Source organism: Mesorhizobium erdmanii USDA 3471 (assembly GCF_000472705.1).
GTDB lineage: Bacteria > Pseudomonadota > Alphaproteobacteria > Rhizobiales > Rhizobiaceae > Mesorhizobium > Mesorhizobium erdmanii.
On record NZ_AXAE01000041.1, the window covers coordinates 1 to 23704 of the forward strand.

29 protein-coding genes and 1 pseudogene are annotated in these 23704 nt (G+C 64.1%); 17 read left to right on the plus strand and 13 right to left on the minus strand.

Annotated features, from left to right (window positions below; all coding sequences use genetic code 11):
- Nucleotides 1-293: transposase (locus A3AU_RS0126405; protein ID WP_027055559.1), on the plus strand; the 293-nt coding region annotated here is incomplete at its 5' end.
- 45 nt (nucleotides 294-338) lie between these two features.
- Here A3AU_RS0126405 and ligD read toward each other — a convergent pair.
- The 3 genes from ligD to A3AU_RS0126420 are packed head-to-tail and all read right to left on the minus strand — an operon-like array spanning nucleotide 339 to nucleotide 3962.
- Nucleotides 339-2837, minus strand: a complete 2499-nt coding sequence (ligD, locus tag A3AU_RS0126410) for a DNA ligase D (protein WP_027055560.1) — start codon at nucleotides 2835-2837, stop codon at nucleotides 339-341.
- A gap of 13 nt (nucleotides 2838-2850) precedes the next feature.
- Complete coding sequence (gene ku, locus A3AU_RS0126415) at nucleotides 2851-3711, minus strand: non-homologous end joining protein Ku (RefSeq protein WP_027055561.1); 861 nt, start codon at nucleotides 3709-3711, stop codon at nucleotides 2851-2853.
- Nucleotides 3678-3962, minus strand: a complete 285-nt coding sequence (locus A3AU_RS0126420) for a hypothetical protein (RefSeq protein WP_154674666.1) — start codon at nucleotides 3960-3962, stop codon at nucleotides 3678-3680. The genes ku and A3AU_RS0126420 overlap by 34 nt, the downstream gene beginning before the upstream one ends.
- Nucleotides 3963-4088: 126 nt before the next feature.
- Between A3AU_RS0126420 and A3AU_RS1000000139975 the strand changes: the two genes are divergently transcribed.
- The 4 genes from A3AU_RS1000000139975 to A3AU_RS0126440 all read left to right on the plus strand — a co-directional run bounded on the left by A3AU_RS1000000139975 (nucleotide 4089) and on the right by A3AU_RS0126440 (nucleotide 6769).
- Entirely contained in the window at nucleotides 4089-4229 is a 141-nt protein-coding gene (locus A3AU_RS1000000139975; protein ID WP_013892047.1) for a hypothetical protein, read from the plus strand.
- A gap of 257 nt (nucleotides 4230-4486) precedes the next feature.
- A complete protein-coding gene (locus tag A3AU_RS0126430; protein ID WP_051355477.1) occupies nucleotides 4487-4885 on the plus strand; it encodes a thiol-disulfide oxidoreductase DCC family protein in 399 nt (132 codons plus the stop codon).
- A 263-nt stretch (nucleotides 4886-5148) separates the two neighbouring features.
- A complete protein-coding gene (locus A3AU_RS0126435) occupies nucleotides 5149-5517 on the plus strand; it encodes a YciI family protein (RefSeq protein ID WP_027055564.1) in 369 nt (122 codons plus the stop codon).
- Between the two features lie 7 nt (nucleotides 5518-5524).
- Nucleotides 5525-6769 (plus strand): RNA polymerase sigma factor, encoded by a 1245-nt coding sequence (locus A3AU_RS0126440; RefSeq protein WP_027055565.1) that lies wholly within the window; start codon nucleotides 5525-5527, stop codon nucleotides 6767-6769.
- A gap of 3 nt (nucleotides 6770-6772) precedes the next feature.
- On the opposite strand, the gene A3AU_RS0126445 is transcribed toward A3AU_RS0126440, so the two are convergent.
- The 6 genes from A3AU_RS0126445 to hrcA form a co-directional block, all read right to left on the minus strand.
- Complete coding sequence (locus A3AU_RS0126445) at nucleotides 6773-7408, minus strand: glutathione S-transferase family protein (RefSeq protein ID WP_027055566.1); 636 nt, start codon at nucleotides 7406-7408, stop codon at nucleotides 6773-6775.
- Between the two features lie 122 nt (nucleotides 7409-7530).
- Nucleotides 7531-8511, minus strand: a complete 981-nt coding sequence (gene cysK / locus A3AU_RS0126450) for a cysteine synthase A (protein ID WP_027055567.1) — start codon at nucleotides 8509-8511, stop codon at nucleotides 7531-7533.
- A 215-nt stretch (nucleotides 8512-8726) separates the two neighbouring features.
- Nucleotides 8727-9344, minus strand: a complete 618-nt coding sequence (locus A3AU_RS0126455) for a LysE family translocator (RefSeq protein WP_027055568.1) — start codon at nucleotides 9342-9344, stop codon at nucleotides 8727-8729.
- Nucleotides 9345-9455: 111 nt separating this feature from the next.
- Nucleotides 9456-10835, minus strand: coding sequence for a PQQ-dependent sugar dehydrogenase (locus A3AU_RS0126460; protein ID WP_032918199.1), 1380 nt, complete (start codon nucleotides 10833-10835; stop codon nucleotides 9456-9458).
- 83 nt (nucleotides 10836-10918) lie between these two features.
- Nucleotides 10919-11116, minus strand: a complete 198-nt coding sequence (locus tag A3AU_RS0126465; RefSeq protein ID WP_013892036.1) for a hypothetical protein — start codon at nucleotides 11114-11116, stop codon at nucleotides 10919-10921.
- A 23-nt stretch (nucleotides 11117-11139) separates the two neighbouring features.
- Nucleotides 11140-12225, minus strand: coding sequence for a heat-inducible transcriptional repressor HrcA (hrcA, locus tag A3AU_RS0126470; RefSeq protein WP_027055570.1), 1086 nt, complete (start codon nucleotides 12223-12225; stop codon nucleotides 11140-11142).
- Between the two features lie 197 nt (nucleotides 12226-12422).
- Between hrcA and rph the strand changes: the two genes are divergently transcribed.
- The 6 genes and pseudogenes from rph to A3AU_RS01000000136155 form a co-directional block, all read left to right on the plus strand.
- On the plus strand, nucleotides 12423-13139 hold the full coding sequence (gene rph, locus A3AU_RS0126475; RefSeq protein ID WP_027055571.1) for a ribonuclease PH: 717 nt from the start codon (nucleotides 12423-12425) through the stop codon (nucleotides 13137-13139).
- 183 nt (nucleotides 13140-13322) lie between these two features.
- Nucleotides 13323-13733, plus strand: coding sequence for a VOC family protein (locus A3AU_RS0126480; RefSeq protein WP_027055572.1), 411 nt, complete (start codon nucleotides 13323-13325; stop codon nucleotides 13731-13733).
- The gene (rdgB, locus tag A3AU_RS0126485) at nucleotides 13733-14395 is read left to right on the plus strand and encodes an RdgB/HAM1 family non-canonical purine NTP pyrophosphatase (protein WP_027055573.1); all 663 of its coding nucleotides are present in this window, start codon (nucleotides 13733-13735) and stop codon (nucleotides 14393-14395) included. The genes A3AU_RS0126480 and rdgB overlap by 1 nt, the downstream gene beginning before the upstream one ends.
- Before the next feature lie 11 nt (nucleotides 14396-14406).
- Entirely contained in the window at nucleotides 14407-15570 is a 1164-nt protein-coding gene (gene hemW, locus A3AU_RS0126490; protein ID WP_081709682.1) for a radical SAM family heme chaperone HemW, read from the plus strand.
- A gap of 108 nt (nucleotides 15571-15678) precedes the next feature.
- Nucleotides 15679-16002 carry a hypothetical protein gene (locus A3AU_RS0126495; protein WP_027055575.1) on the plus strand — a complete coding sequence of 108 codons (324 nt, stop codon included), beginning with the start codon at nucleotides 15679-15681 and terminating at the stop codon, nucleotides 16000-16002.
- Between the two features lie 43 nt (nucleotides 16003-16045).
- A pseudogene (locus A3AU_RS01000000136155) lies at nucleotides 16046-16363 on the plus strand (low molecular weight protein tyrosine phosphatase family protein); the annotation flags it as partial.
- Between the two features lie 85 nt (nucleotides 16364-16448).
- On the opposite strand, the gene A3AU_RS0126505 reads toward A3AU_RS01000000136155, so the two are convergent.
- The 3 genes from A3AU_RS0126505 to A3AU_RS1000000139585 all read right to left on the minus strand — a co-directional run bounded on the left by A3AU_RS0126505 (nucleotide 16449) and on the right by A3AU_RS1000000139585 (nucleotide 17452).
- On the minus strand, nucleotides 16449-16637 hold the full coding sequence (locus tag A3AU_RS0126505) for a hypothetical protein (RefSeq protein ID WP_027055576.1): 189 nt from the start codon (nucleotides 16635-16637) through the stop codon (nucleotides 16449-16451).
- Between the two features lie 7 nt (nucleotides 16638-16644).
- Nucleotides 16645-16830 carry a hypothetical protein gene (locus tag A3AU_RS0126510; RefSeq protein ID WP_027055577.1) on the minus strand — a complete coding sequence of 62 codons (186 nt, stop codon included), beginning with the start codon at nucleotides 16828-16830 and terminating at the stop codon, nucleotides 16645-16647.
- A 235-nt stretch (nucleotides 16831-17065) separates the two neighbouring features.
- The gene (locus A3AU_RS1000000139585; protein WP_161633538.1) at nucleotides 17066-17452 is read right to left on the minus strand and encodes a hypothetical protein; all 387 of its coding nucleotides are present in this window, start codon (nucleotides 17450-17452) and stop codon (nucleotides 17066-17068) included.
- Nucleotides 17453-17476: 24 nt separating this feature from the next.
- Here A3AU_RS1000000139585 and A3AU_RS0126515 point away from each other — a divergent pair, with 24 nt between their 5' ends.
- The 3 genes from A3AU_RS0126515 (at nucleotide 17477) to A3AU_RS0126525 (ending at nucleotide 19782) form a co-directional block, all read left to right on the plus strand.
- Nucleotides 17477-18391 (plus strand): formyltransferase family protein, encoded by a 915-nt coding sequence (locus tag A3AU_RS0126515; protein ID WP_161633539.1) that lies wholly within the window; start codon nucleotides 17477-17479, stop codon nucleotides 18389-18391.
- A gap of 91 nt (nucleotides 18392-18482) precedes the next feature.
- A complete protein-coding gene (gene rsmI, locus A3AU_RS0126520; protein WP_051355478.1) occupies nucleotides 18483-19412 on the plus strand; it encodes a 16S rRNA (cytidine(1402)-2'-O)-methyltransferase in 930 nt (309 codons plus the stop codon).
- Nucleotides 19405-19782 carry a YraN family protein gene (locus tag A3AU_RS0126525; protein ID WP_027055580.1) on the plus strand — a complete coding sequence of 126 codons (378 nt, stop codon included), beginning with the start codon at nucleotides 19405-19407 and terminating at the stop codon, nucleotides 19780-19782. Before rsmI ends, A3AU_RS0126525 begins: the two co-directional genes overlap by 8 nt.
- Before the next feature lie 33 nt (nucleotides 19783-19815).
- Here A3AU_RS0126525 and A3AU_RS0126530 read toward each other — a convergent pair whose 3' ends face one another.
- Nucleotides 19816-20622, minus strand: coding sequence for an undecaprenyl-diphosphate phosphatase (locus tag A3AU_RS0126530; protein ID WP_027055581.1), 807 nt, complete (start codon nucleotides 20620-20622; stop codon nucleotides 19816-19818).
- Nucleotides 20623-20791: 169 nt separating this feature from the next.
- On the opposite strand from A3AU_RS0126530, the gene A3AU_RS0126535 reads away from it, so the two are divergent.
- Genes A3AU_RS0126535 through A3AU_RS0126545 form a run of 3 tightly spaced genes read left to right on the plus strand, consistent with a single transcriptional unit; the run spans nucleotide 20792 to nucleotide 23572 of the window.
- Complete coding sequence (locus tag A3AU_RS0126535) at nucleotides 20792-21484, plus strand: glutathione S-transferase family protein (RefSeq protein ID WP_027055582.1); 693 nt, start codon at nucleotides 20792-20794, stop codon at nucleotides 21482-21484.
- A gap of 16 nt (nucleotides 21485-21500) precedes the next feature.
- The gene (queG, locus tag A3AU_RS0126540) at nucleotides 21501-22676 is read left to right on the plus strand and encodes a tRNA epoxyqueuosine(34) reductase QueG (RefSeq protein ID WP_245235579.1); all 1176 of its coding nucleotides are present in this window, start codon (nucleotides 21501-21503) and stop codon (nucleotides 22674-22676) included.
- Complete coding sequence (locus tag A3AU_RS0126545) at nucleotides 22673-23572, plus strand: SDR family oxidoreductase (protein WP_027055584.1); 900 nt, start codon at nucleotides 22673-22675, stop codon at nucleotides 23570-23572. The genes queG and A3AU_RS0126545 overlap by 4 nt, the downstream gene beginning before the upstream one ends.
- Nucleotides 23573-23704 lie beyond the last annotated feature (132 nt).

The window sequence follows — 23704 nt, forward strand, 5'->3', positions numbered from 1 at the left end:
AGCTCGGCCTGCGCTCACCCAAGTCGATCGCCGCACTCGCCGGCCTTGCCCCCTTCGACAACAAGAGCGGCAAGCTCAACCGCAGGAGCCAGATCCAGGGTGGCCGATCGCGTGTGCGCCGTGCTCTCTACATGGCTGCGCTCGGCGCCATCCGAGCTTGTGAGCGCTTCAGAGCTTTCTATACCGCCATCGCAGTCCGCTCAGGCTCGAAGAAGCTCGCCATCATCGCCGTCGCAAGGAAGCTCCTCGTCGTCCTCAACGCCGTCATTCGAGACAAAAAAGCTTTCGCATGAACACAGTTGCCATGCCGCGACCTCCGAGGACGAAGTCGAACAGGCTCACCCCCGCTTCAACACCTTCGCCGCCTCGAAAAACGTCGCCCACGGATCGGCTTCCGTCAACTGCTTCATCGTCGTCTTGTCGCCGATCGGAAATGCATTTGGTGCCAGGCCGGCCTCGATCTCGGCCCAGGTCACCGGCATCGACACCGTAGCCCCCTTCTTGGCCCGCGACGAAAAGGGCGCGACCGTGGTCGAGCCCCGGCCATTGCGCAGATAGTCGACAAAGATCTTTCCGGTGCGCGCCTTTTTCGACAACGTCGCCGTGTAGCGGTCGGGGGCACCCTGCTCCAGCGCCTTGGCAAAATCATGGGCGAAGGTCTTTACCCCCTCCCAATCCGCCGACGGCTTCAGCGGCACCAGCACGTGATAGCCCTTTCCGCCCGATGTCTTGACGAAGTTAGGCAGCGACAATTCGTCGAGCTTGGCCCTGATGTCGAGCGCCGCCTCGCGCACCGCTTTCACATCGACGCCTTCATCGGGGTCGAGGTCGAAAATGATCTGGTCGGGCTGTTCGAGCTTGTCGATCATGCAGCCCCAGATGTGGATCTCGACCACGCCGTATTGAACGAGCGCCGCGACACCGTCGAAATCCCGGATGAACAGGATCTCCTCGCCGTCCGTCGGGTCCTTCATCCGGGCAATCTTGTCGCTCATGCCGGCCGAGGCGTGTTTCTGGAAGAAACGCGGGCCACCGACGCCGTCCGGCGCGCGCACCAGGCTGAGCGGCCGGTTGACGACGAACTGCTCCATGCGCGGCCAGACCCGCGCGTAATGGTCGAGCAGGCCCTGCTTGGAAATCTTTTCCTCGGGCCACAGCAGCTTGTCGGGATGGGAGAGTTTGACGCTGGTCGTCATCGTCCCGGCGGATGTACCGGTGCCGCTTGAGGGCGGCCTTGCCTTGGCTGTCGCTGCCTTGGGCTTTTCCTGCACAACGTCCTCCGCCGGCTTGTCCTCGCGCAGCCCCTGGAACGAGGCATGGCGTATTATACGGTCCGATGTCCAGCTGCGGAACTCCACTTCGCCGACAAGCTGCGGCTTCACCCAGACCAGCCCCTTTCCCTTGGGTACGGCCGCGTCGAAGGGCGAAGCCGCCGCCTTCAGCGCATCGAGCCTCTTCTTGAGTTCGTTGGCGCCCTTGGCTGAGAAGCCGGTGCCGACTCGCCCGGCATAGTGAAGTTTGCCGGCTTCGTAATAGCCGACCAGCAGCGAGCGCAGGCCACGCCCGGTCTTGTCCGATGGCAGATAGCCGCCGATGACGAATTCCTGCCGCGCCGTGCATTTCGACTTGACCCATGTCGGGCCGCGCCCGCTGCGATAAGGCGCATCGGCGCGTTTGGAGACGACGCCTTCCAGCCCCATGCGGCAGGCATGCTCCAGCATGATCTTGCCGGGATCAAAGAAGTGGTCGGAGAAACGCACCGCCGCATTCTCCGGCTGTTTGCCCAGCAGATCCTGCAAGGCCTGCTTGCGCTCCACCAGGGGTTCGCGGCGCAGATCCTTGCCGTCAAGGCGCATGAGGTCAAAGACGTAGTAGATGAATCGGTTGGTGCGGTTGGCAGACAGGTCCTGCTGCAGCAGGGAGAAAGAAGAAACGCCGCTGTCGGCCAGCACGACGATCTCGCCGTCGACGATGGCATCGCTGCATTTCAGCGCTGCCAGTTCCGCGACGATCTCGCCGCCGAATTTCTCCGTCCAGTCGAGGCCAGTGCGGGTCAAAAGCCGCACATCGGTGCCTGCTATCTGCGCCTGCATGCGATAGCCGTCGAACTTCACCTCGTGTAGCCAGTCCTCGCCCGAGGGCGCATCCCGCCCCAGCGTGGCGAGCTGCGGTTCTATGAAGTCGAGGCGCTTGCCGGGCTTCGCCTTGCCGGCTGCCGGCTTGTTGGAGTGCCAGACTTCGGGCTTCTCGCCTTTGGCGCTTTTGCCCTCGCCGACCTCTTCGATCGTCAGCCCGGACTTCACCGATAGCGGCGCCTCCTTGAGAATATCCTCGCCAGGGCGCGCCGCCGCATCGTCCGACTTGATCAGCAGCCAGTTGTCGCGCTTTTCGCCCGGGCGGGGTTTCAGCCGCACCAGATGCCACAGCCCGTGCAGCTTGTGGCCCTTGAGCTCGAAGCTGATATGGCCCTTCTTCATCGCCTTGGCCGGGTTGGTTTCAGGAACCCACGTGCCCTCGTCCCAGACGATGACCGAGCCGCCGCCATATTCGCCCTTCGGAATCGTGCCCTCGAACGGCGCGTAGTCGATCGGATGATCCTCGACATGCACGGCGAGACGCTTTTCATGCGGATCGAGGCTAGGCCCTCGCGTCACCGCCCAGCTCCACAGCACGCCGCCATGCTCGAGGCGGAGGTCGTAATGCAGCCGTGTCGCCGCGTGTTTGTGGATGACGAAGATACCGCCCGCTTCGTTTTTCCCGGCCCGCGCAACCTTGCCTGCCGGCTCGGACGTCTTCTTGAAATCGCGCTTGGCGTGATATTGTTCGAGGCTGGCCATTGCTTGGGTGTCCTCAGGCGGATTTGCGTTTCGGCGCGGCGGCTTTCGGCTTGGCGCGTTTGGCCGCCGGCTTGGCTTTGGCGGACGACGGCTTCGCATCCGACGACAGGCTCTTCTTCAGCGCGTCGAATAGATTGACGACATTGGAAGGCTTCGGCGGCGCCTTGGCTTTCGGCGCCTTGTGCCCGGCTTTCTTGGCCCGGATCAGCTCCAGCAGCGCATCTTCATACTTGTCGTCGAATTTCGACGGATCGAATTTTGCTTTCTTCTTGTCGATAATCAGCTCGGCCAGATCGGTCATTTCCTGGTCGGTCTTCACCGCCTTGATCTCACCGAACACGCTGTCCGGCTGGCGCACCGTGTTGTCGTAGCGCAGCGTCGTCAGCACCATGCCCTTGCCAAGCGGCTCGATCACCACGGGCCGTTCTCGGTTGTAGAGCACGATGCGCGCCAGCCCAGCCATCTTCTTGCCTGCCATCGCATCGCGGATGACGGCGAAAGCCTCCTCAGAAACCTTGTCGGCCGGCGCGACATAATAGGGCGTATCAAGATAGATCTGCTGGATCGAGGCTTTGTCGACGAAACCGTCGAGGCTCATCGTGTGCGAGGATTCGATCTGCACCGCCTCGATCTCGTCCTCCTCGATACGGACGAAATCGCCGTCGTCGAGCTCATAGCCCTTGATCTCGTCGCCATCGCCCAACGGCTTGCCGGTCTCGGCGTCGACATAGATGCGCTTCACCGTGTTGCCGGTCTTGCGGTTCAGCACCCGGAACGAAACCTTTTCGGTATGGGTGACGACATTGGTCAACTCGACCGCGCAAGTGACCAGCGACAGCTTCAGATAACCCTTCCAGGCCGGGCGCGGCGCCATGGCAATTTTCCTTCGGCGATCAGAATGAAGATGAGAACGGCCAAGGCCAGCTCCAGTTCCGCCTGCGCCGAACAATAGGCAAGTCCTGGCGCGCCCGAGCCATTTGGCGGTCGGAACGGAAATTCGCTCGCTGGCCATAAATTGAAACAGAAGCGCGCGCGCGCGACATTCAAACGAAACATATGTGATGCAAAAGTCACACTGGATGGAATGGCGACAAAAGGCTCGGAAAGACCCCGAATCAGCCGCATTCCGGCCACGAAGCAACGGGTTTTCGACCAAAAATTAACATCGCGTTCACCGACTATTCACGCCTCGTTGCTATCATTCTCGCAATTCGGAAGGGACATCCGAAAATCGGGACAGGGACAGGGTAAATGAACTTCCTTACGCACCTCATCGGCTATGCCGCCGCCATCCGCGAATTCGTCGCGCCGACCTATCGGCCCGAGCGCTATTACATGCGCGGCCCCGGCCCGGCCTGCGCCCGTCGCGGCACCTCGCTGGGCGCGCACTGACCATGACATTCGAAAGCCGCCACAACAGCCGCATCTGCAGGCCGGGCGCCAACACCCGTGCCACGACTTATCGTTCCGAGCGTCCGGCTCTGGGCGACAGGCGGCGTGCGACAACGCCACGTCTTTGATCCTGCCTCCGGCTGGCCTGGTGTCTCAGGACACGAGCAGCCGAGGCCCGCGTGACCGACCTTTCCCAGTCTAGTCTGTCCCACGCAGGTCCGACCAAGCCCACTCCTCCCGCTGAAACGTCCCTCGATGTGAGCCATCCGCTGATCGTCTTCGACGGCGTCTGCGTGCTGTGCTCCGGTTTCGTGCGCATGGTGGTAAGGCTCGACCGCCACCGCCGTTTCCGCTTCGCCACCGCGCAATCGCCCTTCGGCGAGGCGCTGTTCAGGAAGCATGGGCTGCGCACGGATGCTTACGAAACCAATTTGGTCTTGATCGACGGCGTCGCCTTTACGAAGCTCGACAGCTTTGTCGCCGTCATGTCGGAACTTGGTTGGCCGTGGCGCGTGGCGAAGGCGCTGTTGCTGCTGCCGCGCCCGCTGCGCGACGGGCTGTACATCAGCATCGCCAGAAACCGCTACGCCTTGTTCGGCAGGAAGGACAGCTGCGGGATTCCACCGGCCGCGCTAAGAGGACGGTTCCTTGGCTAGGTGTCCAGTCCGGCATTTGACGGGTTGGGTCGAACCGGAGGCGCTTAGGCTCTCTTGCGGGCAGTCGATGTGCATGCGCTGAAGGGGCTTCCGCGATTGGCGCAGCGGCCGCGTCTTCCTGGCATGTCGACTGTGGCGAAGGCTTGCACCTTGCCCGATGAGGGCCGAAAGATTTCTCGCAGCACATGTCGAAATCGGTTGCCGCCGCGCGACATACGTGTGGCCCCGCAAGGACGCGGCCTTCGAACCACGGGAGAAGACCCATGCGATACATGCTTTTGATCAACAATGACGAAGCCGTACTGGCGAACACGCCGATCGAGAAGGCCCAGCAGATGAGCGCGGCCTATGGCGCCTATACCGAGGCGTTGAAGAAATCCGGCGCGTGGCTGGCCGGCGAAAGGCTGCGCCCGACCCAGGCGACCACCTCGGTGCGGATCGCCGACGGCAAGACCAACGTGATCGACGGCCCCTACGCCGACACCAAGGAGCAGCTTGCCGGCTTCTACATGATCGAGGCGGCTGACATCGATACCGCCATCGAATGGGCGGCGCGCTGTCCGGCGGCCAGCACTGGTACGGTCGAGTTGCGGCCGATCTGGGAAATGGCCGACTACATGCCCAAGAAATGAGCTTGTGATGGACAGTCGTCCGGAGATCGCGCGGGCGGCCGCCGAGGCCGCTGCCCGGCAGAGCTACGGCAAGCTGGTCGCCTGGCTGGCGGCGCGCACGCGCGACGTCGCCGCCGCCGAGGATGCACTGGCCGACGCCTTTGCCGCGGCGCTCGAACGCTGGCCGAAGTCGGGCGTGCCGGAAAAGCCGGAAGCCTGGTTGTTGGCCGTGGCGCGGCGACGACGCGTCGACGCGGTGCGGCGGCGGCTCACCCGGGAGGCCGCCCGCGATCATCTCCAGCTGATCGCCGAAGAGGTGGAGGCGCGCATGACGGACCAGGACCTTCCCGACGAACGCTTGCGGCTGATGTTTGCCTGCGCGCATCCGGCGATCGAGCCGGGTGTGCGCGCACCGTTGATCCTGCAGACCATCCTCGGCTTCGATGCCGCCACGATCGCTTCAGCCTTCCTGGTCTCACCGGCAACGATGGGCCAGAGGCTGGTGCGCGCCAAGGCCCGGATCCGCGAAACCGGCATCCCATTCCGCGTGCCGGAGCGGGCCGAACTCGGCGAACGGCTCGATGCCGTGCTGGAGGCGATCTACGCCGCTTTCGCCGAAGGCTGGTCGGACCCGGCCGGCACCGAGACCAGGGCGCGCAACCTTGCCACCGAAGGCATCTGGCTTGGCCGCCTGGTGGTGACGCTGATGCCGCAAGAGCCGGAAGCGCTTGGCCTGCTGGCGCTGATGCTGTTCGCCGAAGCGCGCCGCGCCGCCCGGCGCAGCGCCGAAGGCGAGTTCGTGCCGCTGGCCGAACAGGATTGCGACCTGTGGGACCGCGCCCTCATCGATGAGGCGGAGGCGCTTCTGTCCCACGCGGCGGTGAGCGGCGTCGTCGGCCGCTACCAGCTAGAGGCGGCCGTTCAGTCGGCGCATGCGGCGCGACGGTTGACCGGCCGTACCGACTGGGCGGCGATCCGCGCGCTCTACGACGCATTGTTTTCGATCGCCGGATCGCCGGTGGTGGCGATCAACGGTGCCGTGGCGCTGGCAGAAACGGAGGGCGCCATGGCCGGGCTGGCTGCGCTTTACGTGCTGGGCGACGACAAGCGGCTCGATGAGTATCAGCCCTATTGGGCGGCGCGCGCCGGTCTCCTGGGCAGGCTCGGCCAGGTGCCGCAGGCAAGCGAGGCCTATGATCGCGCCATCGGCCTCGAGCGCGATCCAGCGGTGCGCCGGTTCCTGCAGGGAAAAAGGGCAGCGCTGCGCAACTGACCTTCAGGGCAACGAGCCCGGCCACATCTCGTGGGAAGTGTTGAGCGTCTTCATCAACGGATGGCCGCGCAGCTTGGCCCAGAGCCGTTCAATGTTTGGCCATGCTGTCCGCGCGTGTTCGATGTCGGGATGCCAGGCCACCAGCATGACGAGATAGATGTCGGCCAGCGACATTGCTTCGCCAACCAGCCAGTCACGGCCTTTGAGAGCGGCGTCGACGACGGCGAAGCCACGGTCCATCTCGGCGACTGCCGCCTGCTTGACGGCCTTCGTGCCGTCGGCGTCGGCCGTGTAGCGATGGGCGTAGTAGAGCCGCAGGATCGCCGGGTAGAGCACCGACGACATGAAGGCCATCCAGCGCAGGAACTCCGCGCGGGCCGGCGCGCCAACCGCCGGCGCAAGGCCGGCGTCGGGGTGGCGCTCGGCAAGCAGGATGCAGATCGCCGCCGATTCGGTGATCGAGCGTCCGTCCGGCAAGGTCAGCACCGGCACCTGGTTCAGCGGGCTGATGTCGAGGAAGGCCGGATCGGGCCGATCGGTCTTCGGCACGTCGATCTGCTCGAACGGCACATTCGCCAGCGCCAGGGCGGCCTCGACAACGAAGCCGCCGCTGCCGGGACGGGTATAGAGCTTGTACATCGAATTTTCCCCCGGCCCGGACTGAGAGGGCCGGAAGCGATATGAACCGGAAGCAGTCCGCTGCTCAAGCCGGTGGCGGGCGCCACCGGCGGTTTTTCAGCGGGCCAGCAAGAAGCGGCCGCTTACGCGCCGAGCCCTTCGAACAGGATCGTCGACAGATAGCGTTCGGCAAAGGACGGGATGACCACGACCAGGGTCTTGCCCTTGTTCTCCGGCCGCGAGCCGACGACGATTGCCGCCTGCAGGGCCGCACCCGACGAGATGCCGACCGGCACGCCTTCGAGCCGGGCGACGAGGCGGGCATTGGCGACCGAATCCTCGTTGGAAACCTTGACGATCTCGTCATAGATCGTGGTGTCGAGGATCTTTGGCGCGAACCCGGCGCCAATGCCCTGGATCTTGTGCGGGCCGGGCTGGCCACCCGACAGCACCGGCGAAGCCTCCGGCTCGACGGCGACAACCTGCACGGAGGGCTTGCGCTTCTTCAGCACCTGGCCGACGCCGGTAATGGTGCCGCCGGTGCCGATGCCGGCAACGAAGATGTCGACTTCGCCCTGCGTGTCGTTCCAGATCTCCTCGGCCGTCGTCGTACGGTGGATTTCCGGATTGGCGGGGTTTTCGAACTGCTGCGGGATGATGGCGTTGGGGATCGTCGCGGCCAGTTCGTCGGCCTTGGCGATGGCGCCCTTCATGCCTTTCGGGCCTTCGGTCAGCACCAGTTCGGCGCCGAGCAGCGCCAGCATCTTTCTGCGCTCGACTGACATCGTCTCCGGCATGGTCAGGATCAGCTTGTAGCCCTTGGCTGCGGCGGCGAAGGCCAGCGCGATGCCGGTATTGCCCGAGGTCGGTTCGACCAGCGTCGTCTTGCCGGGCGAAATCTTGCCGGCGGCCTCCAGCGCCTCGATCATCGCCACGCCGATGCGGTCCTTGACCGAGGCGATCGGGTTGAAGAATTCGAGCTTGGCCACGAGATTGGCGACAATGCCTTTCTCCTTGGCGAACTTGTCGAGCCGTACCAGGGGCGTGTCGCCGATCGTGTCGGTGATGGAATTGTAGATACGGCCGCGGCCGGGGACGCGGGCGGAGGTGACGGGCTTGTTCATTGGCTTCGCTCCCAGAATTTCAGGCAAGTGAGAATTTCAGGCAAGTGGAGGATTTCAGGCAACTGGCATTCCTGCCGGCAAGATAGGGCTTTCAGCGGCGCAACATAAGCTGTCGTTCGAAAATATCCGAGTGAGGCCCGTGTCATAAACAGCCTTGCCCCGGAAAGGCATTTCACTGGAACGCAAATATCAGGAATGTTTTGGCGAGAGGGGCGTTATTGCCGGGCGGCAATCGCCGCCGCCGCGCCAACCATGAACGTGGCCGCCGTGCGGTTCAGCAGCTTCAGCGCGCGTGGCGATTTCAGGAACCAGCGCGCCTTGGCGGCGAGCGCCAGGTAAGGCACCAGCACGACGAACAGCACGACCACCGTCAGCGCGGCGAGAATGCCGTAGTCGGCCAGCGTGATGGTCTTCAGGTCGACGATGGTCGGCGTGATGGCGAGGTAGAAGATCATCGTCTTCGGATTGCCGAGCGTGACGGTCAGGCCGGCGAGGAAACTCGATGCCAGGCCGCCCTTGCCCTTCCGCGCTTCGACGGTCTCCGGCGTGATGCCAGCGGTCCAGAAACGCCAGCCGAGGAAAGCGAGATAGGCGACGCCCAGCCATTTTACGGCGAGGAAAACCATGCCGAAGGTCTGCGCGACGAAGGCGAGGCCGAGCACCACGGCGGTTAAATAGGTGAGGTCGCCCAGCATCAGGCCGAAGGACATAGCCAGCGACGAGCGAAAGCCCGAGCCGAGCGCCCGCGCGACAAGCGCGGTGACGCCCGGGCCGGGAATGGCGGCGGCGATGCCAAGGGCGGCACTGTAGGCGAGAAAGCCGGTGAGGGTCATGATCGAACCTTGCGTCCGTTGAACGCCATTGTGACGGCGGCTTGTCGCACAATGGCAGGCTCGCGGATATTCCCTGTAACCGGAATTCGATTGCACCACGCCGAAATGCGGTCAGGACCGCCCGCCGTCATAGGTCACGCGCCAGATGGTGCCGTTGCCATCCTCGGTCACGATCAGCGCGCCGTCGGCCGCCATAGTGACACCCACCGGGCGGCCCCACACCTCGCCATTGGAGACGACGAAGCCGGTCATGAAATCCTCGTATTCGCCGGTCGGCTTGCCATCCTTGAACTTGAGCCGGACGACCTTGTAGCCAGTCCTGTTGCCGCGATTCCACGAACCGTGCAGAGCCACGAAAGCATCGCCTTGGTATTGTTTGGGAAAACTGCTGTCGGCGGGCAAATCCTTACCGTCGTAGAAGGCGATGTTGAGCGGCGCCGAATGCGCCTGCATCAGCACATCGGGAATGGTTGCCTTGCCGGCGAGATCGGGGCGCGCGTCCTTGTGGCGCGGGTCCTCATTGTTGCCGATATAGTACCAGGGCCAGCCGTAGAAGGCGCCTTCCTTGACCGAGGTGGCGTATTCGAAGGGCACATTGTCGCCGAGCGCGTCGCGCTCGTTGACGACGCACCATAGCGCCCCGGTCGCCGGCTGGATGGTCATGCCCGAACAGTTGCGCAAGCCGGTGGCGACGATGCGGCCGTTCTTGCCGTCCGGGTCGAAGGCCTGCACGTCGGCGCGGCCGTTCTCGGAGCCCCAAACAGCACCCAGCGGCTTCGCCTTCACCCATGCTTCGAGGCCGCCCTTCGGCGCCTTGTCCATTTCCTCGGCGACATTCGAGCCGGAGCCGACGGACAGATACAGCGTCTTGCCGTCAGGCGAAAAGACGATGTCGCGCGTCCAGTGATGGTTCGAGGGAATGTTGTCGACGATGGTTTCGGGTTCGCCCGATGCCTTCAACGCGCCATTGCGGTAGGCGAAGCGCACGATGCTGTCGCTGTTGGCGACATAGACCCATTGCGGGTCGTTGCCGGGGGGATAGAAGGCAATGCCATAGGGCTGGTTGAGATTGCCGGCGAAAATACCTTGCTCGCTAGGCTTGGCGCTGCCCTTGGCCAGGCGGTAGACGCGGATCTGGTTGGCTTCGCTATCGGCGACGAACAGGTCGCCGTTGGGTGCTACGCGCACGACGCGCGGATTGTCGATGCCGGACGCGACCAGCTCGGCCGAAAAGCCAGGCGGCAATTGCGGCTTCGCGTCTGCCGGCATGTCGGCAAGGCCGGCGCTGTTCGAGGCCGATTTGGTGACAAAAGGCCTTGGCAGGTCTTCCGGCCTGATCAGCCGGCGCACGCCAGGTTTGTCGGCGCGCCAGCCGCCGAAGGCGGCCGCGCCCTTCAGCAGCGGCTGGTCCGCCTGCTGGGCGAATGCCGCCGACGTGAGAAAGAGTGCGGGAAGCACCAGCCCGGCCAATCGGATCACCTTGTCCTCCATCTGGTCGCGAAGGAAACCAACGGCCGGCTCGCCCCCGGGTTCCACCACGCACGGTGAGGTGGAAGCGAAGTCCGCTTTCCGGCCTATGTCCCGGCGGCGTAGAAATCGTCGTCGAGGCGTTTTTCCAGTGCGACGAGATCGGCCGGCAACGGCAGGCCCATGGCGCGCATTTCCCGCAGCTTTTCGCGCAGCTGTTCCTGAATCTCGTGCTGGTCTTCCGGCTGGTTGACCATCTCCTCGAGCAGCAGGCTGATCCGGGCCTTGAATTCTTCGAGCGCCATTCTTTTTCTCCTCGGTTCTCAGCTCAACGAAGCATGCGCGATATCAGCTGCGCGGTATAATCGACCATCGGTACGATACGGGCATAGTTGAGCCGGGTCGGACCGATGACGCCGAGCGCGCCGACGACGCGGGCATCCTTGTCGCGATAGGGCGCCACCACCAGCGACGAGCCCGACAGCGAAAACAGCTTGTTTTCCGAGCCGATGAAGATGCGCACGCCCGATCCCTGCTCGGCGAGGTCAAGCAGTTGGATCAGCCCGTCCTGGGTTTCCATGTCCTCGAACAGATGCCGCAGCAGTTCGATGTCCGCCTGGGCGGTGACGTTTTCGAGCAGGTTGGCGCGGCCGCGCACGATGAGCCGCGCCGGCAGGCCGCTTTCGGCGCCCGCCCACACGGCCAGCCCCTTCTCGACGAGGTCCTGTGACAGCGTGTCCAGCGCCGCTCTCGTCTCTTCCTTGATGCGGGCGATCTCGGTGCGCGCCTCGGCCAGCGTGCGGCCGCGAATATGGGCGTTGAGGAAATTGGAGGCCTCGTGCAGTTGCGAGACGGTGATGCCGGCCGGCAGCTCGACGACGCGGTTCTCGACGTCGCCATTCTGCGACACCAGCACGGCCAGCGCCTTGGTCGGCTCGAGCTGGATGAATTCGATATGCTTCAGCGCCACCTCGTTCTTGGCGGCCAGCACCAGGCCGGCGCCACGCGACATGCCCGACAGCATCTGGCTGGCCTCGGTCAGCATGTGCTCCAGCGTCGCGCCCGAGCCGGAGGCCCGCACCTGCGCCTCGATGGTGCGGCGCTCCTCGTCCGAGAGGTCGCCAAGCTCCATGAAGGCATCGACGAAGAAACGCAGGCCCGCCTGCGTCGGCAGCCGTCCGGCCGATATGTGCGGCGCATAGATCAGCCCGAGATGCTCGAGATCGCTCATCACATTGCGGATGGTGGCCGGCGACAGCGAGGACGGCAGAATGCGCGACAGGCTGCGCGACCCCACCGGCTCGCCATCCCTGAGATAGGAATCGACGATGCGCCGGAAGATATCGCGTGAGCGCATATCCAGCGATTGAAGAGCGGGCGACAGCAAACTGGGTTCGGCGACTGCTTTGGTCATGCGGCCAAAAACCTCCAGCCCAAGGATATAGACACACACCAGGCCCGCGCAACCCGGTGCCGCGCTTGCGGCCATCGGTGCATGTTTGCGGCGGCTGGTGCCGCGTCGCGGCCGTCAGGCCATTTTCCTTTGCGCCATGCGCTTCGTGGGGCTACAAGCCGGCCAAGATTCCAAAAAGTGACAAGAAAGAAGCCTGAATGCGCCCCTCCAAACGCCAATTCGACGAAATGCGTGCCATCTCCTTCGAGCGCGGCGTTTCCAAGCATGCCGAAGGCTCGTGCCTGGTGAAGTTCGGCGACACCCATGTCCTGTGCACGGCGAGCCTCGAAGAGAAGGTGCCGGGCTGGATGCGCAATTCCGGCAAGGGCTGGGTGACGGCCGAATATGGCATGCTGCCGCGCTCGACCGGCGAGCGCATGCGCCGCGAAGCTTCCGCCGGCAAGCAGGGCGGCCGCACGCTGGAAATCCAGCGCCTCATCGGCCGTTCGCTGCGTGCCGTGGTCGACCTGCAGGCGCTGGGCGAGCAGCAGATCACCGTCGACTGCGACGTCATCCAGGCCGATGGCGGCACTCGCACCGCCTCGATCACCGGCGGCTGGGTGGCGCTGCATGACTGCCTGCGCTGGATGGAAGCGCGGCAGATGGCCAGTGTTTCGAAAGTGCTGAAGGACCATGTCGCGGCCATTTCCTGCGGCATCCATGACGGCCAGCCGGTCATCGACCTCGATTATCTCGAGGATTCCTCGGCTGGTACCGACGCCAATTTCGTCATGACCGGCAAGGGCGGCATCGTCGAGATCCAGGGCACCGCCGAGGGCGAGCCTTTTTCGGAAGCACAGTTCGCGGATTTGATGGGCCTAGCCAAGAAAGGCATTTCGCGGCTGGTCAGCCTGCAGCAGATGGCGGTCGCGTAATTTCGAAATGCCGAGCTTGAGCGCCCCCCTCTGTCCTGCCGGACATCTCCCCCACAAGGGGGGAGATTGGCGGTTTTGGCGCCCCGCTCAATCCCGCAACGCAAATGATTGGCGAAAGCCGCGATGGCCACTGATCTCCCCCCTAGAGGGGGAGATGCCCGGCAGGGCAGAGGGGGGCGCCTCGTGATACCCTCAGCCATTCTGGAATCAGCGCTCTACGTCACCGACCTCGCCGCCGCCGAAGCCTTCTACACTGACATCCTGGGCCTCACCCTCCTCGGCAAGGTCGACGGTCGCCACCTCTTTTTCCGCTGCGGGCCGGGCGTGCTGCTCATCTTCAACGCCGAGGCGACCAAGATCCCGCCTCCACCCGACGCCCGGCTGAAAGTGCCGCCGCATGGCACGGTCGGCGAAGGTCATCTCTGCTTTGCAGCCAGCGCCGAAGAGCTAGCAGCCTGGAAAGCGCGTCTCCAGGCGAAAAACATCGCCATCGAAAGCGAATTCGAATGGCCGCAAGGCGGCCGTTCGCTCTATATACGCGACCCCTCGGGCAATTCGATCGAGTTCGCCGAGCCGAGAATCTGGGGCTTTTGATGCATACTCCAACTCTTCATTCGCTTGATGGCAAGAAGATCGTCGTCGCCAGCCACAATGCCGGCAAGCTGCGCGAATTCGCCGATTTGATGGGACCGTTCGGCTTCGAGGCGAAGTCGGCCAAGGACTATGGTCTGCCGGAGCCGGACGAAACCGGCACAACTTTCGAGGAAAACGCCTACATCAAGGCATTTGCCGCCGCCACGGCCACCGGCCTGCCGGCACTATCGGACGATTCCGGCCTCTGCGTCGATGCGCTCGACGGCGCGCCGGGCGTCTACACCGCCAACTGGGCCGAAACCCCGGATGGATCACGCGATTTCGCCATGGCCATGCAGCGCACCGAAGTGGCGCTGCAGGAGGTCGATGCCGCCACGCCTGAGCAGCGCAAGGGCCGCTTTGTCGCCGTCATCTGCCTCGCCTTCCCCGACGGCGAGGCGGAATATTATCGCGGCGAGGCCGAAGGCACGCTGGTCTGGCCGCCGCGCGGCGAGCTCGGCTTCGGCTATGATCCGGTGTTCTTGCCGGATGGCTTCGAAAAGACCTTCGGCGAGATGAGCGCCGAGGAGAAGCACGGCTGGAAGCCTGGGCAGCCGACAGCGCTGTCGCACCGCGCCCGCGCCTTCCAGAAATTCGCCAAAGCGAGATTGGGTTCGGCATGACTGGACCCGGCATGACCATGCCACTGGACCGCGGCCCCGGCTTCGGCGTCTACGTCCATTGGCCGTTCTGCGCGGCCAAATGCCCCTATTGCGACTTCAACAGCCATGTCCGTCACCAGCCAGTCGACCAGGAGCGCTTTGCCGCTGCCTTCGAGGCGGAACTGGCAACGATGCGTCAGCGCACCGGGCCGCGCGAGGTGACCAGCATCTTCCTCGGCGGCGGCACGCCGTCGCTGATGAAGCCGGAAACGGTGGCCAGGGTTCTGGAGGCCGTGGCGAAGAACTGGACCGTGCCCGACGGCATCGAGGTGACGCTGGAGGCCAACCCCTCCTCGGTCGAGGCCGAACGCTTCCGCGGCTACCGGGCGGCTGGTGTCAACCGCGTCTCGCTCGGCGTGCAGGCGCTGAACGACAAGGATTTGCGCTTCCTCGGCCGCCTGCACAATGTCGACGAAGCGCTGCACGCCATCGGCCTGGCCCGGGAAATCTTCCCGCGCCTCTCCTTCGACCTGATCTATGCGCGGCCCGGCCAGACGCCGGAGGCTTGGGCAGCGGAACTCGAACAGGCGATCGGCCATGCCGCCGACCATCTCTCGCTCTACCAGCTGACCATCGAGGAAGGCACGCCCTTCCATGCGCTGCACGCAGCGAAGAAATTCGTCATCCCCGACAACGACCACGCCGCCGATCTCTATGCGTTGACGCAGGAGATCACTGCCGCGCATGGTCTGCCGGCCTACGAGATTTCCAACCATGCTCGGCCAGGCGCCGAGAGCCGTCACAATCTGACCTACTGGCGCTATGGCGAATATGTCGGCGTCGGCCCCGGCGCGCATGGCCGCTTCGTCGAGCATGGCCGCCGCACGGTCACCATCGCCGAACGGATGCCTGAAACCTGGGCCAATCTGGTCGAAGCCAAGGGCCATGGCGTCACCGGCGGCGAGATCCTGACGCGCTCGGAGGAGGCCGACGAATTCCTGCTGATGGGGTTGCGACTGGCCGAGGGCATCGACCTCTCACGTTACGAGGCGTTTTCCGGCCGCGGCCTGTCGACGGCCCGGCTGTCGGTGCTGCAGGGCGAGGGGCTGGTGGCGCCGATCGGCAATGCGCGCCTGCGCGCCACGCCGGCCGGCATGATCGTTCTCGACGCCGTGGTCGCGGATCTGGCGCGGTAGGACAGGGTCCAAGCCACCGGTGGATGATTTATCGACTGGGGCAAAGATGGTAGAGGTTCGGCTAGCTTTGGTCGAAGGCTGTGGCGCCATTTCCAATTCTGGTGTGCGATGAAGTTCCTGATCCACGAGACGCTGCGCACACTGAACACGGATGATGTTTTCGAGTTTGGATTGAGCGAAATCTCGAAGCCACAGGACAACGAAGATCTCTATCGAGCTCGCGCCGTAATCATCAAAAACCAGAAAGTCATCTCCGACATAAAACGATCCGGCATGACTGAATTCGATGTGATCCGTGGTTTTCTTACCTATGTCGGCATAAATCTGCGGGTATTGCCACGCGAGCACGCGGTAGAGTTCGAACTCTACGGATTGACCCCTGACGAGTATCTACCGCTGACCAAGTCGATACGCGAAATGTTCGATGAGTAATGCCGTTGCCACGGCGACGCTGAGCCGGGAAGCCAAGAAGCTTTTGAAAAACGTCCTCTTCGTCTGCAGCCAGAACCGCTTGCGCAGCCCGACCGCCGAGCAGGTGTTTTCCACGCGCCGGGATATCGAGGTCGCGTCGGCTGGAACCAATCACGATGCCGATACGCCGCTGACGCATGACCTCGTCGCCTGGGCCGACATCATCTTCGTCATGGAAAAGGTGCACCGCACCAAGCTGCAGAAGAGATTCAAGACGAGCCTGAACAAGGCCCGGATCATCTGCCTCGATATCCCTGACAACTATGAATTCATGGATATGGAACTGATCGACCTTCTGAAGGCGCGCGTTTCACGCTATCTGGCGTTAACCGGGCCCTCGTCGTCCTCAAGTTTGCGCTCGTCCGCCCACGGTGACGAGGCAAGGGCAGTCAAGGAGGCCGCGTTGGTCAGGCGTCGTGCTTGAAACGGCGCTTGCCGCGATCCTTCTCGGCATGTGCCTGTCCGTTCCGGGCCGTTTTGGCGTCGGCCTTTTCGCGGCGCACGCTATGCTGGTCGTTCATCGGATGCGGCGGCACGCCTTCCCTGGCACTTTTCGTTTCAAGACGAGTGATGAAGATATCAAAGCGATTGGGCATCGTCCGGTCAGTGCTCCGTCGTGCTTTGTGGTTCGTTGTCGCAAAGCCTGACATTCGTCGGCAGGGCGGTCGTCGCCCGCTCGGTCAGGCTGGTGTCGGTCTTGGCGGTCAAGCGCTTGTCCCTGGGGGCGGCAACGCGCTTGCGGCCGGCATAGTAAGGTTCGAAAGCGTCCTGTATCTTGAGACTGTCCATCCTGTCCTCCCGGGGAATCAGGGGCTAAATCTGCCAATGACGGTTTCGTTCCCCACTGTGGCAAAGGAATGGCGTGTTTTTCACATCGTGACCGTCGCCACGACTGGGCTCCGATCGCAAGGTTGCTGATGAGCTGCGCCGAGGGATCCGCCATGCATCGAAGCTCTGCTCGACAAACAAAAAATCCGCCGGACGGAACCAGCGGGCTTTCGGTATCACACCAATCGACCTCAGATCAGGGTGGCGGCGTCTTGGACGGAGGCGACACGGTAACGGCGGCGACAGCCGACAGCCGCTCTCTCTTAACCAGCGCAGGCTTCTCGTAGATTTTCTTCATGGCATATTCCCCGCTTTCCCTCGACTGCAGAAATGACGTGCGCCGTCCCATCTTGTCAAGTCGCAACGACACTGGGGGCACGCGGCGGCGGATATTCCCGCCGAAGCCGAGAGCTTTTCGGTTGCCGGCCGAAGGCAACCGCTGCACTGCTGTTTCTTTGCTTCGTGCAATGATGGCGAAGGGCTCGATAGGATGGGGCAGCCTCCCTCTACATCGACTGGAATCGATGATGTCGGCCAGAATGAACCGATCACGGCAGTTTTCCTGCTGAACATCGATAGGCATACCGGCCCGCTGCTTGCCGGATGGGTGGAATCCGGCAACCGGATCGGCGCCATCGTCGTGCCTGGCTTCCGGCGCCGGCCGACGAGCTTCAGCGTTGGCAACGTCCGACGAAGGCTGCAGCGCAAGCGCCTGCTCAAACGATACCTGGGTAATTCCGAGGTCAGGCTGATCGAATTCGGCAAGCCGTATGACTGGGACGCACTTGGGCGCCCATTGTCCGGGATCGGCGCCGACGTGCTGATCTCATACGCGTTCCCGAACCTGGTTCCGCAAGACGTGCTTGCCGGGTTTCGCAAGGGCGGGCTCAATCTTCATCCGGCGCTGCTTCCCAATTACCGTGGTCCGCACCCTGTCCATCGCCTGGTCGTCGACGGCCAGCATGCGGTTTATGGCGGGGTGACGTTGCACAGGATGTCGGCGGCTTACGACGAGGGTGACATTCTCGCACAGGTGGCGTTTTCGGACGAGGATTGGGTGTCGAGGCAGAGCCTGGCCCACGCCACCGCAACCGCTTTCAGGATGCTTGTCAGCGGTGCGGTGCCGGCCTATTGCCGAGGCGCCCTGTCGGGGATGCCACAGCCGGCGGGTGAATTCATCTGGGCCGAGCTCGAGCCCGACCATATGATGGTGCTTCCCACAATGCCGATCGAGCACGTCGCACGGCTATGGCGCGTATTGGGAACGGTGCCCGGCATCTATCTTTCGATGGCCGGTAGCAATGTCAGGCTCGGTTTCCAGATACGAAGGTTGGGGCCTCCGACAGGAAAGGCTCCGATCAGGCGATGGGCCAGGGTTGAGTTTGACCTCGCCGACGGCCGGGTAGTCCACTGGACGTACAGCCGGCTGCTGAAACGGCTGGCCAAGGTGCGCGGCCTGCTCGCACCCGCCAGGGTCGCGGAACCGCATCTTGAAATGCGGCTCTTCGGCCGATCGGAGTGAGCTTTTGCAAGGGAGCGCTAGCCATGCCAAACAAGGGTTTGGCAGGCCAAACAGGGCAGGCCGACAAGCTTTGGCAGGCCGGACAGGCTGAATGGAGACGGCATCAGTGACGGATGAGACGGGCAAGCGCAGCTATGTGGTCGGGCAGACCGAGATTTCGGCGCGCCCGCTGGAGCCGGCGCTCTATCTGGTGGCGACCCCGATCGGCAATCTCGCCGACATCACGCTGCGCGCGTTGGAAACGCTGGCCGCCGCCGACATCGTCGCCTGCGAGGACACGCGGGTGTCGCGCGTGCTGCTCGACCGCTACGGCATCCGTCGCCGCACCACGGCCTATCACGAGCACAATGCCGGCGAGGCCGGGCCGAAGCTGATCGCGGCACTTCAAGGCGGACAAAGCGTGGCGCTGATCTCCGATGCCGGCACGCCACTGGTCTCCGATCCCGGTTACCGGCTGGTCGGTGAGGCGCTGGAGCAGGCTATTCGCGTCGTGCCGATCCCCGGCCCCTCGGCGCCGCTGGCCGCGCTGACGGCATCCGGCCTGCCGTCGGACGCCTTCCTGTTCGCCGGCTTCCTGCCGGTGAAGGTTGGCCAGCGGCTGACCCGGCTGGAGGCGCTGAAGGCCGTGCCGGCAACGCTCATCTTCTTCGAATCGCCACGCCGGTTGGCCGAATCCCTCGGCGCCATGGTCGAGGCGCTCGGCGGCGAGCGAAAGGCCGCGATTGGCCGGGAGCTGACCAAGACCTTCGAGGAAATGCGCACAGGCACGCTGCGGGCGCTCGCCGACCATTATGCGGCGGCCGATACGCCGAAGGGCGAGATCGTCGTCTGTATCGGCCCGGCCGAGGCCAAGGCGGACGAGCCCGAGGACATCGATCGGCTGCTGCTCTCGCTCGCCGCCGAAATGCCGGCCTCCAAGGCGGCGGCCGAAGCGGCGAAGATGACTGGCGGCCAGAAACAGGCGTTGTACAGGCGGCTGCTGGAACTCAGGGATGCCTCGGGCGAGGGCGGCGGTGGCTGAGCGCCCGAGCGCCAGCCGCCAGAAAGCCTATCGGCGCGGCCATCGCGGCGAATGGCTGGCGGCAATGGCGCTGATGCTGAAGGGCTACCGCATCCTGGCGCGCCGCCATCGCACCCGCTTCGGCGAGATCGACCTGATCGCGCGGCGCGGCGATCTGGTGCTGTTCGTCGAGGTCAAGGCGCGGCGCACGCTGATGGAAGCGATGGAGGCGATCGGCCACGAATCGGAGCGCCGCATCGAAGGGGCGGCCGACATCTGGCTGTCGCGGCAGCCGGACTACGGCAAGTTGTCGATGCGCTTCGACATGATCGCGGTGCTGCCCTGGCGCTGGCCGGTGCATGTCCCGAATGCGTTTTATGGGCGGAATTGAGGGGGCAGTCCCTCTCCGAAGGCGTAGAAGCCTTCACCCCCAGACCATCAGCGCCACCAGACCGACGATTCCCACCACCAGCCGCCACCAGCCGAACAGCGAGTAGCCATTGCGCGAGACGTAATCGAGCAGGTAGCGCACCACGACCAGTGCCGTGAAGAAGGCGGCGACGAAGCCGATGGCGATGATCGGCAGATCGGCCGTGGTCAGCACGTTGCGGTTCTTGAACAGGTCGAAGGCGAAGGCGCCGACCATGGTCGGGATGGCGAGGAAGAAGGAAAATTCCGCCGCCGCCCGCTTGTCGACGCCCAGAAGCAGCGCGCCGACGATGGTCGAGCCGGAGCGCGACGTGCCGGGGATCAGCGACAGGCACTGGAACAGGCCGATCTGCAGGTAAAGCCTGGTCGGGAAGCGCTCGACGTCGCGATAGACCGGCTTGAGGTTCATGCGGTCGACCGCCAAGAGCACGACGCCGCCGATAATCAGCATGATGCAGATCAGCCGTGGCGATTCGAACAGCACCGTCTTGATGAAATCATGCGCCAGCGCGCCGATGATCGCCGCCGGCAGGAAGGCGATCAGGATGCCGATGACGAAATGCCGCGTCAGCCGGTCATGCGGCAGGTCGAGCAGCATCTGCCACAGGCGCCGGAAATAGACGCTCAAGATCGCCAGGATGGCGCCGAGCTGGATCAGGATCTCGAAGGCCTTGCCGGTCGAATGGAAGCCGAGGAAATGGCCGGCGAGCAGGATATGGCCGGTCGACGACACCGGGATGAACTCGGTCAGCCCTTCCAGCAGGCCGAGTAGCAGGGCTTCGACGATGGTCTGGCTTTCCATGGCTACCTCGGCTTTGCGCGACGGCTAACAGAACGGCTTGCTTGTCATGGCGTTGAAGTCCCCCTATAGGTCGCAACACCCTGACGGCCCGCTAACCGGGCGGCCAAGACTTACCGGTGCGCCCGGCGATTCGCCAGTCCACACTCGTGCGCTTTATCATCGCGGAACCATGCTGACGCTTTTCCACCATCCCATGTTCGCCACCTGCCGCTTCGTCCGCCTCGCTTTCGGCGAATATGGCGAGGAGCTGGCGCTGATCGAGGAAAAGCCGTGGACGCGGCGCAAGGAGTTTCTGGCGCTCAACCCGGCCGGCACACTGCCGATCCTGCTCGCCGAAGGCGACGTGCCGATCGTCGGTGCGACCGTCATTGCCGAATATCTCGACGAGACGCGCGGCGTCTTGAAGCGCGACAAACGTCTCTTCGCCGAGGATCCGATGCAGCGCGCCGAAATCCGCCGGCTGACCGACTGGTACCTCAACAAGGCCGAGAGCGAAGTTACCCGCCACCTGGTGCGCGAACGCGTGCTGAAGCCGGTCATGCCGGAGACGGCGGGCGGTGGTTCACCCGATTCGGGCGCGATCCGCGCCGCGCGCGCCAACATCCGCCAGCATATGAAATACACCAACTGGCTGGCCGGCACCCGCCACTGGCTGGCCGGCGGCAGGGTCACCTATGCCGATCTGGCGGCCGCCGCGACGCTGTCGGTGCTCGACTATCTCGGCGAGATCGACTGGCGCGAACACGCCGCGGCGCGCGAATGGTACACAAGGGTCAAGTCGCGGCCCTCCTTCCGGCCGCTCCTGACCGACCGCGTACGCGGCCTGTCGCCGGTGTCGCATTATGCGGACCTCGACTTCTAAAGCATGATCCGGAAAAGTGGCCCCGGTTTTCCGAAAAGATCATGCTGAAATAGAAAGAGCCGCGAAGCTGCGCGCGCTGATCGACGCGGAGGCGCATCGCGCCGGCTTCGACGCCATAGCGGTCACCGCTCCCGATGCGATCCCGCTGGCGCCGGCGCGCCTGGCCGAATTCGTCGCCGACGGGTTTCACGGCTCGATGGAATGGATCGCCGAGACGATTGCGCGACGCAGCGCGCCCTCCACGCTCTGGCCCGACGTGCGCTCGATCATCGTGCTGGCGATGAATTACGGCCCCGACCATGATCCGCGCGATCTGCTGGCCAAGCGGGATCGCGGCGCCATCTCGGTCTACGCGAAAAACCGCGACTATCACGAGGTGATGAAGGGTCGGCTGAAGGAAATCGCCGGCAAGATCGTCGCGCGGGCGGGCGGCGACGTGAAAGTCTTCGTCGACACGGCGCCGGTGATGGAAAAGCCTTTGGCCGAGGCCGCCGGGCTCGGCTGGCAGGGCAAGCACACCAATCTGGTCAGCCGCGAACACGGCTCCTGGCTGTTCCTCGGCACCATCTTCACCACGGCCGAACTTGCGCCCGATCGCGCCGAGATCGACCATTGCGGCTCCTGCCGCGCCTGCCTCGATGCCTGTCCGACCGACGCCTTCCCGGCGCCCTACAGGCTGGATGCGCGGCGCTGCATTTCTTACCTGACCATCGAGAACAAAGGGCCGATTCCGCACGAATTCCGCGAAAAGATCGGCAACCGCATCTACGGCTGCGACGATTGCCTGGCCGCCTGCCCCTGGAACAAGTTCGCCCGGGCCGCATCGGAGGCAAAACTCGCCGCGCGCGACGATTTGCGCGAGCCGGCGCTCGCCGATCTCTTGCGTCTGGACGACGCGGCCTTCCGCGCCTTGTTTTCCGGGTCGCCGATAAAGCGCATCGGCCGCGACCGCTTCGTCCGCAACGTGCTGATCGCCGCCGGCAATTCCGGCGAGCCGGCGTTGGCCGAAACGGTGCGTGCCTTGCTAGGTGACGCCTCGCCGCTGGTGCGGGGCGCGGCAATATGGGCGCTGGCGCGGCTGGTGCCGGATGCCGAATATTCCGAGCGGGCCGCGGCCGGCCTGAAGACCGAGAGAGATGCGGCGGTGCGTGACGAATGGCGTCTGGCACAGCCAGACAGGGCACATGCATGAGCGAAAAGCACATCGTCATCTTCGGCGCGGGCTATTCAGGCAAGGCCTTTGCCCGCGCCAGCAAGGGTGCCGCCGAAATCCTTGGCACGACCCGTTCCGAGGAAAAATTCGCGGCGCTGCGCCAGGCCGGCATCGCCCCGCTGCTGTTCGATGGCGCGTTGACGGACGAAATCGGCGAGGCGCTGCGAGAGGCCACGCATCTGGTGATTTCCGTTGCCCCGGAAGAGGCCGGCGATCCCGTGCTGAATGTCGCCCGGGAGGCAATCACGGGGATGCCGGCGCTCGAATGGATCGGCTATCTTTCGACCGTCGGCGTTTATGGCGACTATCAGGGTGCCTGGGTCGACGAAACGGCCGCGTGCCGGCCGGTGTCGAAACGCTCCGTCATGCGGGTCGAGGCGGAGCAGGCGTGGCTGAAGCTCGGCGAACAGATCGACCGGCCGGTGGCGATCCTGCGCCTGTCCGGCATCTATGGCCCGGGCCGCAACGCCTTGGTCAATCTGGAGAACGGCACGGCAAGGCGGCTGGTCAAGGCCAGCCAGGTGTTCAACCGCATCCATTGCGACGATATTGCCGGCGCGCTCTGGCAGCTTGTCGAAGCCAACAAAGGCGGCATTTTCAACGTCACCGACGATGAGCCGGCGCCGCCGCAGGATGTCGTCGCCTATGCCGCGTCGCTGATGGGCGTCGAGCCGCCGCCCGAAATTCCTTTCGACACCGCCCAACTTTCGCCCATGGCGCGGTCCTTCTATGGCGAGAACAAGCGTGTCGCCAATGCGGCGATCAAGGCGACGGGCTATCGTTTTCGCTTCCCGGACTACCGCGCCGCCTTTGATGAGATGTGGGCAAGCGGCGACTGGCGCGACGGCGAGGCGCGCAGCCAAATGAGGGGCTAAAGCAATTCCAGGAAAAGTGTGACACGGTTTTCCCTCAGGAATTGCATCAAAAAATGAGCTGGAGCAGTCACTGTTTCACCAGAACGGGGACCGCTCCGGCGATCGAAGCGTGGTATGATTCGGGCGGTTGGA

Bases quoted from the DNA above. Each gene is read 5' to 3' on its own strand.
- A3AU_RS0126505 (WP_027055576.1), bottom strand. From the start codon at position 16,637: ATGCCCAATCGCTTTGATATCTTCATCACTCGTCTTGAAACGAAAAGT.
- A3AU_RS0126535 (WP_027055582.1), top strand. From the start codon at position 20,792: ATGCTGACGCTTTTCCACCATCCCATGTTCGCCACCTGCCGCTTCGTC.
- A3AU_RS0126455 (WP_027055568.1), bottom strand. From the start codon at position 9,344: ATGACCCTCACCGGCTTTCTCGCCTACAGTGCCGCCCTTGGCATCGCC.
- A3AU_RS0126440 (WP_027055565.1), top strand. From the start codon at position 5,525: ATGGACAGTCGTCCGGAGATCGCGCGGGCGGCCGCCGAGGCCGCTGCC.
- rdgB (WP_027055573.1), top strand. From the start codon at position 13,733: ATGCATACTCCAACTCTTCATTCGCTTGATGGCAAGAAGATCGTCGTC.
- A3AU_RS0126510 (WP_027055577.1), bottom strand. From the start codon at position 16,830: ATGGACAGTCTCAAGATACAGGACGCTTTCGAACCTTACTATGCCGGC.
- hemW (WP_081709682.1), top strand. From the start codon at position 14,407: ATGACCATGCCACTGGACCGCGGCCCCGGCTTCGGCGTCTACGTCCAT.
- A3AU_RS1000000139975 (WP_013892047.1), top strand. From the start codon at position 4,089: ATGAACTTCCTTACGCACCTCATCGGCTATGCCGCCGCCATCCGCGAA.
- ku (WP_027055561.1), bottom strand. From the start codon at position 3,711: ATGGCGCCGCGCCCGGCCTGGAAGGGTTATCTGAAGCTGTCGCTGGTC.
- A3AU_RS0126460 (WP_032918199.1), bottom strand. From the start codon at position 10,835: ATGGAGGACAAGGTGATCCGATTGGCCGGGCTGGTGCTTCCCGCACTC.
- rph (WP_027055571.1), top strand. From the start codon at position 12,423: ATGCGCCCCTCCAAACGCCAATTCGACGAAATGCGTGCCATCTCCTTC.
- cysK (WP_027055567.1), bottom strand. From the start codon at position 8,511: ATGAACAAGCCCGTCACCTCCGCCCGCGTCCCCGGCCGCGGCCGTATC.
- A3AU_RS0126495 (WP_027055575.1), top strand. From the start codon at position 15,679: ATGAAGTTCCTGATCCACGAGACGCTGCGCACACTGAACACGGATGAT.
- hrcA (WP_027055570.1), bottom strand. From the start codon at position 12,225: ATGACCAAAGCAGTCGCCGAACCCAGTTTGCTGTCGCCCGCTCTTCAA.
- rsmI (WP_051355478.1), top strand. From the start codon at position 18,483: ATGGAGACGGCATCAGTGACGGATGAGACGGGCAAGCGCAGCTATGTG.
- A3AU_RS0126465 (WP_013892036.1), bottom strand. From the start codon at position 11,116: ATGGCGCTCGAAGAATTCAAGGCCCGGATCAGCCTGCTGCTCGAGGAG.
- A3AU_RS0126545 (WP_027055584.1), top strand. From the start codon at position 22,673: ATGAGCGAAAAGCACATCGTCATCTTCGGCGCGGGCTATTCAGGCAAG.
- A3AU_RS0126435 (WP_027055564.1), top strand. From the start codon at position 5,149: ATGCGATACATGCTTTTGATCAACAATGACGAAGCCGTACTGGCGAAC.
- A3AU_RS0126420 (WP_154674666.1), bottom strand. From the start codon at position 3,962: ATGCGGCTGATTCGGGGTCTTTCCGAGCCTTTTGTCGCCATTCCATCC.
- A3AU_RS0126445 (WP_027055566.1), bottom strand. From the start codon at position 7,408: ATGTACAAGCTCTATACCCGTCCCGGCAGCGGCGGCTTCGTTGTCGAG.
- ligD (WP_027055560.1), bottom strand. From the start codon at position 2,837: ATGGCCAGCCTCGAACAATATCACGCCAAGCGCGATTTCAAGAAGACG.
- A3AU_RS0126530 (WP_027055581.1), bottom strand. From the start codon at position 20,622: ATGGAAAGCCAGACCATCGTCGAAGCCCTGCTACTCGGCCTGCTGGAA.
- A3AU_RS1000000139585 (WP_161633538.1), bottom strand. From the start codon at position 17,452: ATGCCTATCGATGTTCAGCAGGAAAACTGCCGTGATCGGTTCATTCTG.